This is a genomic window from Pseudomonas sp. MC6 (assembly GCF_054790575.1).
Window position 1 is genome coordinate 705,792 of sequence record NZ_CP186504.1, and the last position, 12,586, is coordinate 718,377.

The 12,586-nt window shown below is 59.9% G+C and carries 13 protein-coding genes; 5 read left to right on the top strand and 8 right to left on the bottom strand.

Annotated elements, in window-relative coordinates:
* Positions 1 to 183 precede the first annotated feature (183 nt).
* Positions 184 to 1,164 (top strand): diaminopimelate epimerase, encoded by a 981-nt coding sequence (locus ACOYXE_RS03300; RefSeq protein ID WP_460927699.1) that lies wholly within the window; start codon positions 184 to 186, stop codon positions 1,162 to 1,164.
* A 227-nt stretch (positions 1,165 to 1,391) separates the two neighbouring features.
* Here the strand turns inward: ACOYXE_RS03300 and ACOYXE_RS03305 are convergent, their stop codons facing one another.
* From ACOYXE_RS03305 to ACOYXE_RS03335, 7 genes are all read right to left on the bottom strand, one after another.
* Positions 1,392 to 1,544, bottom strand: coding sequence for a hypothetical protein (locus tag ACOYXE_RS03305; protein WP_405123245.1), 153 nt, complete (start codon positions 1,542 to 1,544; stop codon positions 1,392 to 1,394).
* A gap of 157 nt (positions 1,545 to 1,701) precedes the next feature.
* On the bottom strand, positions 1,702 to 3,273 hold the full coding sequence (locus tag ACOYXE_RS03310) for a glucan 1,4-alpha-maltotetraohydrolase domain-containing protein (RefSeq protein ID WP_460927702.1): 1,572 nt from the start codon (positions 3,271 to 3,273) through the stop codon (positions 1,702 to 1,704).
* A 196-nt stretch (positions 3,274 to 3,469) separates the two neighbouring features.
* Positions 3,470 to 4,705, bottom strand: a complete 1,236-nt coding sequence (gene codA, locus ACOYXE_RS03315; RefSeq protein ID WP_460927704.1) for a cytosine deaminase — start codon at positions 4,703 to 4,705, stop codon at positions 3,470 to 3,472.
* A gap of 15 nt (positions 4,706 to 4,720) precedes the next feature.
* A complete protein-coding gene (codB, locus tag ACOYXE_RS03320; protein WP_160058754.1) occupies positions 4,721 to 5,992 on the bottom strand; it encodes a cytosine permease in 1,272 nt (423 codons plus the stop codon).
* A gap of 241 nt (positions 5,993 to 6,233) precedes the next feature.
* Positions 6,234 to 7,046 carry an alpha/beta fold hydrolase gene (locus ACOYXE_RS03325; RefSeq protein WP_405123248.1) on the bottom strand — a complete coding sequence of 271 codons (813 nt, stop codon included), beginning with the start codon at positions 7,044 to 7,046 and terminating at the stop codon, positions 6,234 to 6,236.
* 158 nt (positions 7,047 to 7,204) lie between these two features.
* Positions 7,205 to 7,561, bottom strand: coding sequence for a 6-carboxytetrahydropterin synthase QueD (gene queD, locus ACOYXE_RS03330; RefSeq protein WP_007915588.1), 357 nt, complete (start codon positions 7,559 to 7,561; stop codon positions 7,205 to 7,207).
* Positions 7,562 to 7,646: 85 nt separating this feature from the next.
* Entirely contained in the window at positions 7,647 to 8,726 is a 1,080-nt protein-coding gene (locus ACOYXE_RS03335; protein WP_460927707.1) for a patatin-like phospholipase family protein, read from the bottom strand.
* Between the two features lie 247 nt (positions 8,727 to 8,973).
* Between ACOYXE_RS03335 and ACOYXE_RS03340 the strand changes: the two genes are divergently transcribed.
* Genes ACOYXE_RS03340 through ACOYXE_RS03355 form a run of 4 tightly spaced genes read left to right on the top strand, consistent with a single transcriptional unit; the run spans position 8,974 to position 11,575 of the window.
* Positions 8,974 to 9,282 (top strand): PepSY domain-containing protein, encoded by a 309-nt coding sequence (locus ACOYXE_RS03340; protein WP_160058752.1) that lies wholly within the window; start codon positions 8,974 to 8,976, stop codon positions 9,280 to 9,282.
* The gene (locus ACOYXE_RS03345) at positions 9,282 to 9,593 is read left to right on the top strand and encodes a PepSY domain-containing protein (protein WP_160058751.1); all 312 of its coding nucleotides are present in this window, start codon (positions 9,282 to 9,284) and stop codon (positions 9,591 to 9,593) included. The genes ACOYXE_RS03340 and ACOYXE_RS03345 overlap by 1 nt, the downstream gene beginning before the upstream one ends.
* Positions 9,594 to 9,596: 3 nt before the next feature.
* Positions 9,597 to 10,265, top strand: a complete 669-nt coding sequence (locus tag ACOYXE_RS03350) for a response regulator transcription factor (protein WP_160058750.1) — start codon at positions 9,597 to 9,599, stop codon at positions 10,263 to 10,265.
* Positions 10,262 to 11,575, top strand: coding sequence for a sensor histidine kinase (locus tag ACOYXE_RS03355; RefSeq protein ID WP_460927711.1), 1,314 nt, complete (start codon positions 10,262 to 10,264; stop codon positions 11,573 to 11,575). Before ACOYXE_RS03350 ends, ACOYXE_RS03355 begins: the two co-directional genes overlap by 4 nt.
* Positions 11,576 to 11,826: 251 nt before the next feature.
* Here the strand turns inward: ACOYXE_RS03355 and ACOYXE_RS03360 are convergent, their stop codons facing one another.
* Positions 11,827 to 12,582 carry a methyl-accepting chemotaxis protein gene (locus ACOYXE_RS03360; RefSeq protein WP_405124201.1) on the bottom strand — a complete coding sequence of 252 codons (756 nt, stop codon included), beginning with the start codon at positions 12,580 to 12,582 and terminating at the stop codon, positions 11,827 to 11,829.
* Positions 12,583 to 12,586: the final 4 nt, after the last annotated feature.

Consider the following 12,586-nt stretch of genomic DNA (forward strand, 5'->3'; position numbering starts at 1 on the left):
TGTGGGAACGGAGACTCACCATTAAGCGGTCACGCACATCCCCTGTGGGAGCGAGCCTGCTCGCGAAGGCGGAGTGTCAGGCGAAAAATATATCGACTGACACACTGCATTCGCGAGCAGGCTCGCTCCCACAAGGGATTGCGTTTTACAGTGGCCTTCTTCGGCAACAGGGGACAAACACTGATGACGCAGTTTTACGATGCACGGGGCAATATTTACGGGGTGATTGCGCCGCAGGCACTGCGCGACGCGGGCCTTGCCTTGCCTGCCAGCGCCACCGAATGCGCCTCTTCGCGTCAGTCGTGGAGCACGGCTGCGATCACATTCTGCTGTGACTGGCCCGAAGATCAACGTCCGGCGAACAGCAAATCCCACCGCAGCGACGGCCTGCTGATCGGCCCGTTCCAGACGTCGGCGCCGTTCGACGTATTGATCGTCAACACCGACGGTACTCTCGCCGAGCGCAGTGGCAATGGCCTGACGATTTTCTCGCAGGCGCTGACCGAGCAAGGCTTGATGCCAGAGGAGGGCGCGTTGTTGCGCGTGCATCACGACAAGGGGGACGCGGTGGAAACCTCGGTGAAACCGGCTGAAGTCGAAGGCGTTCAAGGTTTCTGGCTCGATCTCGGCCAACCCGGTTTCGGGCCGGATGCGGTCGCTGCGCAGACTGTTCAAGGCATTGAGTTCAATGCTCGGGACGTGAGCCACGTCCAGCCCTTGGCACAACTTGATCCCGACTGGGCGCACAGCCAATTCGTGCGCATTGGCAATCCGCATTGCGTGACGCTGCTCGGTGATGCAACCGCGTTACCGAGCAACGAGCAGATGCGTGAATCACCCTTGAACGAGGGATTGACCGCAATTGCCTACGCCATACCCGTCGGAGCCGGAGATCCATGCCCGGCGGGCGTCAATCTGCAATGGGCGGTGCTGGAATCACCACAGAAAATCCTCGCCCGAGTGTTCGAACGCGGCGAAGGGCCGACGGCGTCATCCGGCACCAGCGCCAGTGCTGTGGCGTCGGCGGCGTGGCGAGTGGGTTGGGTTGTGGCGGGACAAGTGCAGGTGGTCATGCCCGGCGGCACGGCGCCGATTTTGCTCGAAGAAGCGCACGGAGAATTGCTGCGCGTCAGACTGTTCGGTACGGCGCGGTTGATGGACTGAATTCAAAACCGCCATCGCTGGCACAAATAGTATGTTCAAACACATAACCCTGTAGGAGTGAGCCTGCTCGCGAAAGCGGTCTGTCTGACGCGATGATGCCGAATGTGCCGGCCTCTTCGCGAGCAGTCTCGCTCCCACATTGGATTCAGGTGGGCACGAATAATGTGTTCACACAAAACCCTGTGGGAGCCTGGCTTGCCAGCGATGATGCCCTCAGAGTTAGCCCGTCAGTGAGCCTTGAACAAAGTCACCGACATCACCTGATCACCCTGTACCGTCAACCGTAGCAGTGCCAGTGGCGACGGTGCATCCTCAAAGCATTCAACCAGCACCGATTGCGCCGAACTGGCCTGCACCGCCAGTCGCCCCGCATGTTTCAACTGGCGTTTGACCGCTAGTTCTTACAGTTTACGGATGCCCGAATTGCACTTAAAAGGGGGAGTTCAATCGCAAAGACTCCAGCTGTGTCGATGCCCGATCAGTATTCGGAGGCGAGTACCTTGCCAGCGTGTGCGGGTGAGCGCCGACAAGTCTTAATCAAAAACGTCCGGCTGTGTCGCTGACATCGCCGCTGGTGAACGAATTGTTCGGGCCGGGTTGCCAGTAGACCGGCGAACCATTCTGTCCGCGCACAACGCATTTCCATTCGAGCGCCTGCTGCCCTGGTACTTCGATGTTCGTGCTCCAGCGATTGCCGGCGGAAGTCAGCGCAATCCCGTGCAGCGGATCCCACGCCCCCAGCTCCAGTGATGAGCCAACGGCGTAAACCCCTTCACCGGATTGCGGGTTAGCATTGTCGCAATGAAGGCTAATGTTGACTGCTGCAGACTGCACGGGTGTGCTCCAGATGCGAATATCACCGTTGTCCCAGGTCAGCGTCGGTACCCCCATGCCTTCGGGCAATCGTTGCAGGTCGGATTTGAGCGCTATCACCAGCGTGCCACGCGCTCCTGAAGTGGTCCCCACCAGCCCCGAATACTGGGTGTTGAAGCGGATAGGCGAGTCGGCCCGGATAGCAGCATGTTTGCGAAGTTTGATGAGTTGACGGATCAGCTGGTCGCGCTGCCAATCGTACATATGCGGCCAATAGACCGTCGGCGTTCCGGGGCTGCTGAGGATATAGGCGTAAGCCAGATTGACCAGCGGATCGGGCAGCGCCCAATGATGTTGGCCGCCATTGGCGCCGGGCGAATAGCCGGTGTCATGATTGTCAACGAACGTTACCGCAATCGCACGCCAGGCAGGGTCCGGATTGCCATTCAGGCCGTGACGCCATTGGGCGATTGAGCCATTTTGCATGCGTTCCTTGAGAGCAAAATCGAACACCGCGCAGTGCGAACGATCAGACCAGTCCTTGAGTACATCCTGCCAACTGGCGGAACGGCGCCAGTCACCTTGCGGATATTCGTCGGGGCCTTTCCAGTTTTCCCCGACGCAGAACTGCTGGCTGCCAAAAGCGTTCATCCAGCGGTCGATTGTCTCCGGGGCGTAACCTCGAACGAAATCGAAGCGCAGGCCCTGGGCACCATAGTTGTCACGCAGATTGATGAATTCGTTCTTGAACGCATCGAAAACCTTGGGGTCGGCGGTATTCAGGTCTGCCGCGCCATCCATGAATGCATCGCCCTCATCACACTGGAGGCAATCATGGCGCCATTCATTGCGCCCTCGGGGAAACATGGACTGGTTGACCCTATCGTCATTCATGTGATTGGGCACCACGTCGTACACGACTTTAACACCGGCTGTGTTGAGTGCCGCCGCGGCCTGTTTGAGTTGTTGATCGCTGCCATAACGGCTGTTTTTGTCGAAGCCGCTCCAAAAATAGCCCTCGCCACCACCGGATTTGCCAGTCGGTTCTCTCCAGCTGGAGGTGTCAGTCCAGACGGGTGGCAACCAGATCAGCGTGAACCCGTCGCCGCTGATCGTGGACGCGTGTTGTGCAAGAACGGAGTACCACGCTACGGCATTACGGCTGGAATTCCAGTGAAAGCCCTGGAGCATGATTTCTTCGCCGCTGCCATTTCGCATCGTGGCGTTCGTCGCGAAGGTCACATTTAGCGTCATGCAAAGCCATAAAACCTGGGTGAACAGGAAAAGGCGCTTCATGGTTGTCCTCCTGAATCTGTTGATTCCAGAGGACACTGTGAGTCTGTTCGTAGCGTGTGTCGCCTGTCAGATCTGACAGGTTTGCTCGATTATTTGGCGATAAAAGTCTCGCCAACCATAACCTGGCACACGATCGATCAAGTGTTCTTTATTGAAGAGTGCCAGTCGGCGCCCCAGGGACGCCGATGTCGGGACCTCAGACGAACTCCACCACCGGCATCTGCCGCTTCATCAACACCTTGCCGCCGCGAATCGAATACAACGGCAAGCCCTGACTGCGGATCACCTCGTAATCGCTGTCCGCCGACAGAATCAACAGATTCGCCGGGCGGCCCTGTTCCAGGCCATAACGCTCACCCAGGTGCATGGCTTTGGCGCTGTTGTCGGTGACCAGATCCAGCGCACTTTGCAGGTTGCGGTAACCGAGCATGTGGCAGATATGCAGTCCTGCCTCAAGTACGCGCAGGATGTTGCCGTTACCCAGCGGATACCACGGATCGACGATGGAATCCTGGCCGAAACACACGTTCATCCCCGCTTCGAGCAACTCATTAACACGAGTGACGCCACGGCGTTTCGGGAAGTTGTCGAAGCGTCCTTGCAGGTGAATGCTTTCGGTCGGGCAGGAGACAAAACTGATCCCGGAATGCCCGAGCAGGCGGAACAGTTTCGCGCAGTAGGCGTTGTCGTAAGAGCCCATCGCCGTGGTGTGGCTGGCGGTGACGAGGGCGCCCATGTCGCGGCTGCGTGCTTCTTCGGCGAGCACTTCGAGGAAGCGCGAATGCGGGTCGTCGGTTTCGTCGCAATGCACGTCGACCAGGCAACCGGTGCGCTCGGCCAGGTCCATCAGGAACTTCACCGAACTGACGCCCTGATCACGGGTGTACTCGAAATGCGGAATGCCGCCGACCACGTCCGCGCCCATGCGAATCGCCTCTTCCATCAACTCGCGACCGTTGCGGAACGACTCGATGCCCTCCTGCGGAAACGCGACGATTTGCAGATCGATGAGGTGGCGGCTTTCCTCGCGCACTTCGAGCATGGCTTTGAGCGCGGTGAGTTGCGGGTCAGTGACATCGACGTGGGTGCGCACGTGCTGGATGCCGTGGGCGGCTAGGGTCTGAATGGTTTTCTTCGCGCGGGTCTTGGTGTCTTCTTCGGTGATGGTGACCTTGCGCTCGCCCCAGCATTCGATGCCTTCGAACAGCGTGCCGCTCATGTTCCAGCGCGGCTCGCCGGCGGTGAGAGTGGCGTCGAGATGAATGTGCGGTTCGACGAAGGGCGGCACCACCAGATTGCCGCCGGCGTCGAGGTCGTCCGGGCCGAGAGTGGGCGCTTCGGTCTGGCGGGCGATGCTGCGGATCAGACCGTCTTCAAGGTGCAATTCGTGCAAACCTTCCTGGTTGCGCAAACGGGCGTTGATGATGTGCATCAGGCGAATCCTTTTTTATAGGTCTTGTAGTGGCGCGGTCGCGCTGCGAGCGCCGAGCACGCCGGTAACGATGACATACGTTAGCGCGGCAGCAGCGATGCCTACCAGCGGCGCGACCCACGGCGAGCTGAACGCGGCGACGGTGCCGACCGCGTAAGCCCCGAGCCCCGGCCAGTTGAACGCCGGCAACCGTGCGTCGGCCAGACGCGGATAGTGCCCGCGCCAGCGGTAGAAAAAGTCCGCCATGATCACCCCGCCAATCGGCGGGATCACCGTGCCGAGCAGAATCAGATAGGGCACCAGCATGTCGTACATACCGAGCAGGGCGAGCAGGGTGCCGATCACTGCACCGGCGAGGGTCACGGTTTTGCGTCGGCCGGTGCGCAGCAGGTTGCAACCAGCGACAGCGAAGTTGTAGATGGTGTTGTCCTGGGTGCTCCAGATGTTCAGCAACAGCATGGCCATCGCGGCCATGGCGAAACCTTGCAACAGCAGCACTTCAACCACGTCCGGTTGCTGATAGACGATCGCGCCGTACGCGCCGATCAGCACCATCAGGCCGTTGCCGATGAAAAAACCGATCAGGCTGGCCAGCACCGCGACCCGCGCCGAACGCGAGAAACGTGTCCAGTTGGTCGCTTGCGTTGCGCCGCTGACGAAGGTACCGAACACCAGAGTAATCGCCGTCGACCAGTCCAGCGAACCGCTTGGTACGACGCTGAGCAAACCCTCGAAACCGCCAACTTTCACCGTCGCCACCCACATCGACAGCATGAGCAACAACATCATCGCTGGCACGGCGATGTACGAAAGGATTTCCAGCCCGCGATAACCGACGTAAGCGGTGGCGCAGAACATCAGGCCGAACAGCACCATCAAGCCGAGCACCGTGCCTTCGTCGAGATCGAAATATTTACCGATCACGACGGCAGCCGTCGCCGTGCCCCAGGCGTACCAGCCGATCTGGGTGAAACCGAGAATCAGGTCGCTGAGCTTGCTGCCGACTTCGCCGAAGCAGAAACGGCCCATCAGCACTGAGTTGAGGCCGCTTTTGAAGGCGATATAACCCAGGCCCGCTGCATACAGGCCGAGCAGCAGGTTGCCGACGACGATCACCGCCATCATCTCGCCGAAACTGAACGCCACACCGAGCTTGCCGCCGGCGAACATGGTCGCGGTGAAAAACGTGAAGCCCAGTAACACCATCGCCGTGGAGGCGAGGCCTTTACGTGCATGCATCGGCACTTCGCTGAGGGGGTAATCGTTGCCGGGATCGTTCTGCGTCATGGGGCGGTCCTTGCTGGAAGAGAGGAGACGCGGGGGAGGGTTGCAGTGGTCGTGCCAAATGCCGGGTGGCGCGGGTTATGTATAGACGAGCCGCGTCGTTCGGCACGAAAACAGTGCACCTGAATACACCGGAGCCCCAATGTAGGAGCTGCCGAAGGCTGCGATCTTTTGATCTTGTTTTAAAAAGCAAAATCAAAAGATCGCAGCCTTCGGCAGCTCTTACAGGTGGATAGGTGTTGGCTCAGAGGAAGCGCAGCAGGGCGGCAACGATGGCTTCGGGGGCGTCTTCCTGCACGAGGTGGCCGGCGTTGACGATGGCGTGGAATTGCGCGCCGGGGATCATTTGGTGCAATGCGCGGCCACGCTCGATGGGAATCCACTGATCGTCTTCACCCCAGAGAATCTGCACCGGGCAGCGGATCGTCGGGTACAGCGGTTGCGCTTCCAGCGTGTAGCGTTCGTCCATCTGCGCGATCTGCCGATAGAACGCCGCCTGCCCCGGATCACCGAACCACGGTTGCACGTAGGGTGCCAGTTCGTGATCGGCAATCTCTCGGTGGATCGCCCCGCGAATATAGGTCGGTACGATGGCGCGCTGGATGTAATCGGGCAGGCCACTGAAGGCTGCTTCATGCTGGCGGACATGTTGCACGAACGGCGAACCCCATGGCGTCAGTGCGACCGGATCAATAAGGGTCAGGCTGCGGTAATCCTTGCCGTCGAGCAGATGTGCGCGCAGCACCGTGGCGCCGCCGAAGTCGTGAGCCACGACATCCGGGCGTTGCAGATTCCAGTGGTCGAGCAACTGCGCCAAGAGTTGATTTTGCACACCGAGGGAGACGTCGGCGTCGGGTTGTTCGGAGCGCCCGTAGCCGAGCAGATCGAAGTAATACACGCGATGAGTCGTGAAAAAGTGCGGTGCAATCCGATGCCACACGTACGACGAAAACGGCGTGCCATGCACGAACACCAGCGGCGGGCCGTCGCCGTGTACGGCGTAGCGCACCTGTCGGCCGTTGAAGTCAAAGACCTGATCCAGCAGCCAGTTCGTCATGGGCCTGTCCTCTTGGCGGGTGGGAGCCAAAAAGCATAGGCGTAAAAAAACAGCCGCGAAGGCTGTTCTCTATTTCCCAGACAAAACACCAATCCCCCTGTAGGAGCTGCCGAAGGCCCGAGCCTTCGGCAGCTCCTACGAGGGAGATCTACGTCAGGTTACTCACCGCGATAAATGCAACCGCTGGTGCAGGTCTCGTGAATACGGATCGCGCTCAGTTCCGGCAGCAACGGCTTCATTTCATTCCAGATGAATTTGGCCAGCACTTCACTGGTCGGGTTTTCCAGACCGGGAATGTCGTTCAGGTAGTTGTGATCGAGACGCTCGTACAGCGGCTTGAAGATTGCTTTTATCTCGGAGAAATCGCGAATCCAGCCAGTGTGCGGATCGAGGTCGCCGCTGAGGTGAAGCGCCACTTTGAACGAGTGACCGTGCAGACGCCCGCACTTGTGGCCGTCCGGGACGTGCGGCAGGCGGTGGGCGGATTCGAAAGTAAATTCCTTGAAGATTTCCACAGTATTTTCGGCTCTGTTCAGATGGCGTTCGCCGCAGCGATTCGGGCAGGCGGCGAGTTTACCAGCTTGTCTTTGGCCGTGCTGACTAAAGGGTCAGCAAGCGCTCGGCGAGGCGACCATTGGCAGTCAGTTCAAGGAATTCGTCACCGAGGCGGCGGCTTTCGTCCATTGCCGCGTGCCAGTATTTCTGCCGGCTCGGCGCATCGCCCATAAAGCGTTTGAAGTCGTTGCGGTCGGGCAGTTTGCCGTAGGGCAGGCGCGCCAGATATTCCTTCGAGGGTGCGAGCAACAGTACGTCCTGCAGGCGCTCCACCGAGGCCTTGCGCCACGGCAGGGTCTTGTCGAACCAGCCGGGAATCACCCGATCAGTGAAGTGCGGATAGAGGACGATGCCGTCACCGCTGTAGGGCAGGTCGAGGTGATAGTCGAGCAGGCCGCCGTCGCGGAAAGTGCCGGCACCGGCGCCGGGCAGATCGCGCACGCCTTCCATGACCATCGGGATCGAACCCGAAGCCAGCAGCGCTTGGCGCAGATTACCGGCATTCAGCGCGACGAAGCGCGACGGGAAGTCGTTCAGCGCATTCACCGGTGGGGCGAGGCGCGGGTCGTGGATGATCAGCCGTTCGAAGTGTCGCGACAGCCGCGCGCGGCCGCGCAAGTTGTCGGCGATCACCGAGCCCAATGCCAGACCGAGGCGACCGCGATGGTCATCGGCCAGACGTCCCTGACTTTTCACCACCATGATGTTCAAGCGGTAATGCGCGTTGTCGAGGATGCTCGCGTCGCGGCCGTCGAGCAGGTCATTGAGCATGCGCTGCGAGCTCTGACTGATCTCGGCCATGGTCACGCCTTTGTTGAAGTTCTGCTCGGCATACAGATGGCCGAGGCGGCGGATGCCTTCGGCGGCGTCCGGCAGGCAAGCGCTGGCGAAACGCCAAGAGCCGACCGAGGCGCCGATCAGCGAACGCTCACGCGGTGCGCTCGGCAGCCATTCGCCGAACAACGCCAGATCCAGCCCCTGAATGCCCAACGCCTTCGGCCCACCGGCGGCACCGGGCAGGGTACCGACATCGGCGGCGTTCAGGCCTTGCGAACGAACACGCGCCATGGCACGTGGGCCGGCCTTGAGGGTGAGGGCGGGGAATTTGATGTGGATGGCGGTCATACCGGTCTCGATCGTTAGCAAGCGAACAATTATAAGCACATGTTACAAAACCTTGTAGGAGTGAGCCTGCTCGCGATAGCGGTGTGTCATTGAATAATGATCTGTCTGATACACCGCTATCGCGAGCAGGCTCACTCCTACAAGGGGATATGTATTGAGCTGGAGCAATGATGGCAATTCAGTTTCAGTTAAGTTCATCCCGTTAAGGTGCCCACCGTTAAGCAACACATAAAAATACGGAGACACCATGAAAACCCTGACTGCCCTGTCCATTGCCGCGATCATCGGCCTCACTGCCAACACTGTTCACGCCCGCGATCTCGGCCCTGACGAAGCCCTGCGTCTGCGTGACGCTGGTACTATCGTCTCCTTCGAGAAGCTCAACGCCACTGCGCTGGCCAAACACCCGGGTTCGACGATCACCGACACTGAGCTGGAAGAGCAGTACGGCAAGTACATCTACCAGATCGAAATGCGCGATCCGCAGGGGCTGGAGTGGGATCTGGAATTAGACGCGGTGACTGGGCAGGTTCTCAAGGATCATCAGGATACGTAATGAAGGTTAATGTTCGCGCCACCTGCCGCACGGCGTTGGCGCTGGTGATGTGTTGCTCGACGGCCATGGCCCGCGACCTCGGTCCGGACGAAGCCCTGAATCTGCGCAAGCAGGGCGTGATCCTGCCGCTGGAGCAAGTGCTGCAGCAGGCGATGGATCGCTATCCCGGCGCCAAACTGCTGGAAGTCGAGCTGGAAGAAAAACACGACGTCTACATTTATGAAGTCGAGTTGCTCACCGTCGAAGGTGTCGCCCGTGAGCTGCACTTGAAGGCCGATACCGGTGAACTTGTGAAAGACAAGGAAGATTGATCGATGCGTTTGCTATTGGTGGAAGACCACGTACCGTTGGCCGACGAATTGCTCGCCAGCCTGCAGCGACAAGGTTACGCGGTGGATTGGCTGGCCGACGGTCGTGATGCACTGTATCAGGGCAGCAGCGAGCCATATGACCTGATCATTCTCGACCTCGGCCTGCCAGGCGTGCCGGGGCTTGAAGTGCTGGCGCAGTGGCGCGCCGGTGGTTTGGCGATACCGGTGTTGATCCTCACGGCGCGCGATTCCTGGGCCGAGCGCATCGAAGGTCTGAAGGCCGGTGCCGACGATTACCTGACCAAACCGTTCCACCCCGAAGAACTGCAGTTGCGCATTCAGTCGTTGTTGCGCCGCTCCAAAGGCCAGGCCAACCAGCCGACCTTGCAGGCGGCCGGTCTGCATCTGGACGAGGGTCGGCAATGCGTGGTGCGCGACGGCGCCGACATTCAACTGACCGCTGCCGAATTCCGCCTGCTGCGCTATTTCATGCTGCACCCGGAACAGATCCTTTCCAAAAGCCACCTCGCCGAACACCTCTACGACGGTGAAACCGAGCGCGATTCCAACGTCCTCGAAGTGCATGTCAATCACCTGCGTCGCAAGCTCGGCAAAAGCGTGATCGAAACCCGTCGCGGTCAGGGTTACCTGTTCGGCGGAAAAGCTTCGTGAGGTCGATCCAGCGCCGCTTGAGCCTGGGTTTGATCAGCGTAATGGTGGTCGTCGGTGTGGTGGTCGCGCAAACCAGCCTGTGGTTGTTCGAAGTGGGTTTACAGCGTTATCTCGAAGCCGGTCTGCGCAACGACAGCGAAAGTCTGCTAGTGGCATTGGTGCGGGGCCCGCAAGGCCTGCAACTGGATGAGCGGCATCTGTCGCCGGCCTATCAGCGACCGTTTTCCGGGCATTATTTCCGGATCGACTTTGCCGACAGCCATTGGCGTTCGCGCTCGTTGTGGGATCAGGATCTGCCGCTGCTCGACCATCCCGGTCTGCACAGCAATCTGCAACTGGGCCCGGACGGTCAGCAATTGCTGGTGCTGCGTTCAGATTATCGACGCCTGGGCCAATCGATTTCGATCAGCGTCGCGCAGGATTACACGCCGGTACGCGAGAGTTTTCAGCGCATGCGCCAGATCGGTCTGGGCTTGGGGCTGGCGGCGTTGCTTCTGATTCTGTTCTTGCAGCGCTTGACCGTGCGCCGCGCCTTGAAACCGCTGGAGAAGGCTCGCGAGCAGATCGCGCAATTGCAGCAGGGCCAGCGTTCACAACTCGATGAGCAGGTGCCGGTGGAGCTGGAACCGCTGGTGGCGCAGATCAACCATTTGCTCGCGCACACCGAAGACAGCCTCAAGCGTTCACGCAATGCCCTGGGCAACCTAGGGCATGCGTTGAAAACGCCGTTGGCGGTGTTGTTGAGCCTGGCCTCCAGCGAAAAACTCGATGCCCATCCCGAGTTGCGCAAGGTGCTCAAGGAACAGCTGGAGCAGGTGCAGCAGCGGCTCAATCGTGAATTGAACCGGGCACGGCTGTCCGGTGATGCGTTGCCGGGGGCACTGTTTGATTGCGATGCGGAGCTGCCCGGACTGCTGGCGACGTTAAACATGATTCACGGCGAGCATTTGGCGTTGAGTTATGTTGCGCCGGCGGGGTTGCAACTGCCGTGGGATCGGGAGGATTTGCTCGAGTTGCTCGGCAATCTGCTGGACAACGCCTGCAAGTGGGCGGATGCCGAGGTGCGTTTGAGTGTGATCGAACGTACGGATGGCTTTGCCCTGAGCGTGGAAGATGACGGCCCGGGGATTCCCGAATTGCAGCGCGCTCAGGTGTTCAGCCGGGGGACGCGGCTGGATGAGCAGACCCACGGGCATGGTCTGGGATTGGGGATTGTCCGCGATATTGTCGAGACCTGGGGCGGGTTGCTGGTGTTGGGTGAGAGTGAGTGGGGTGGGTTGAAGGTGGTGATCGAGTTGCCTCGGCGGTGAGTCTTTGAGAAGCCCCTCACCCTAACCCTCTCCCGGAGGGAGAGGGGACTGACCGAGGTGTATGTTCGAGTTACACCGACCTTAAACACCGAGCCGAACTCAGGTTTTTGAAAGCATCAACGTGACCTGAAAATATCGAGTCGAACTCAGGTTTTGAATGACATGAAGATCAGCTCCCGTTCCCCCTCGCCCCCTTGGGGGAGAGGGCTGGGGTGAGGGGGTAATCCAGCTGACACCCCACAACCTTCAAATCAAACCCGAAACTGATCCATCAAACTCTGCTGCTGATTCGCCAGGCTATTGAGCGACTGACTCACCCGCGCCGACTCATTCGCCTGCCCGGACAACGACTCCGTCACGTCACGAATCGTCGCCACGTTGTTATTGATCTCCTCGGCCACCGCACTCTGCTCTTCAGCGGCACTGGCAATCTGCAGGTTCATGTCGCTGATCACCGTCACCGCATCGCCGATCTGGCGCAGCGCGGTCACGGCTTGGCCAACCTGTTCGACACTGCCCTGAGCCTGACGATGGCTGTTGCCCATCGCCCCGACCACATCCTGTGTACCGCTCTGCAACTGCTCGATGACCTGACGGGTTTCTTCCACGGATTCTTGTGTGCGGCGAGCGAGGTTGCGTACCTCGTCAGCGACCACGGCAAAACCACGGCCAGCCTCACCGGCACGGGCCGCTTCGATCGCGGCGTTGAGCGCCAACAGGTTGGTCTGCTCGGCGATGGCGCGGATTGTTTCCAGCACCGCGCCGATTTTCTCGCTGTTGGCGGAAAGGCCTTCGACCTGCACCATCGCTGCGCTCATGTCAGCGGCGAGGGTGTCGATGCTCGCGGTAGTGCGGTCGATCACCGTCAGGCCCTGACGGGTAGCGCGATCAGCATCCTTGGCCGCTTCGGCAGCTTGTGCAGCGCTGCGGGCGACGTCTTGCGCAGTGGCGCTCATTTCGTGGGACGCAGTGGCGACCTGATCAACCTGACGGTATTGCTGTTCCATACCG

Excerpts from the sequence above, each read along its gene's own strand:
- ACOYXE_RS03310 (WP_460927702.1), bottom strand. The coding sequence starts at position 3,273 with ATGAAGCGCCTTTTCCTGTTCACCCAGGTTTTATGGCTTTGCATGACG.
- ACOYXE_RS03325 (WP_405123248.1), bottom strand. The coding sequence starts at position 7,046 with ATGACGAACTGGCTGCTGGATCAGGTCTTTGACTTCAACGGCCGACAG.
- ACOYXE_RS03360 (WP_405124201.1), bottom strand. The coding sequence starts at position 12,582 with ATGGAACAGCAATACCGTCAGGTTGATCAGGTCGCCACTGCGTCCCAC.
- ACOYXE_RS03340 (WP_160058752.1), top strand. The coding sequence starts at position 8,974 with ATGAAAACCCTGACTGCCCTGTCCATTGCCGCGATCATCGGCCTCACT.
- ACOYXE_RS03345 (WP_160058751.1), top strand. The coding sequence starts at position 9,282 with ATGAAGGTTAATGTTCGCGCCACCTGCCGCACGGCGTTGGCGCTGGTG.
- ACOYXE_RS03300 (WP_460927699.1), top strand. The coding sequence starts at position 184 with ATGACGCAGTTTTACGATGCACGGGGCAATATTTACGGGGTGATTGCG.
- codB (WP_160058754.1), bottom strand. The coding sequence starts at position 5,992 with ATGACGCAGAACGATCCCGGCAACGATTACCCCCTCAGCGAAGTGCCG.
- ACOYXE_RS03335 (WP_460927707.1), bottom strand. The coding sequence starts at position 8,726 with ATGACCGCCATCCACATCAAATTCCCCGCCCTCACCCTCAAGGCCGGC.
- ACOYXE_RS03350 (WP_160058750.1), top strand. The coding sequence starts at position 9,597 with ATGCGTTTGCTATTGGTGGAAGACCACGTACCGTTGGCCGACGAATTG.
- codA (WP_460927704.1), bottom strand. The coding sequence starts at position 4,705 with ATGCACATCATCAACGCCCGTTTGCGCAACCAGGAAGGTTTGCACGAA.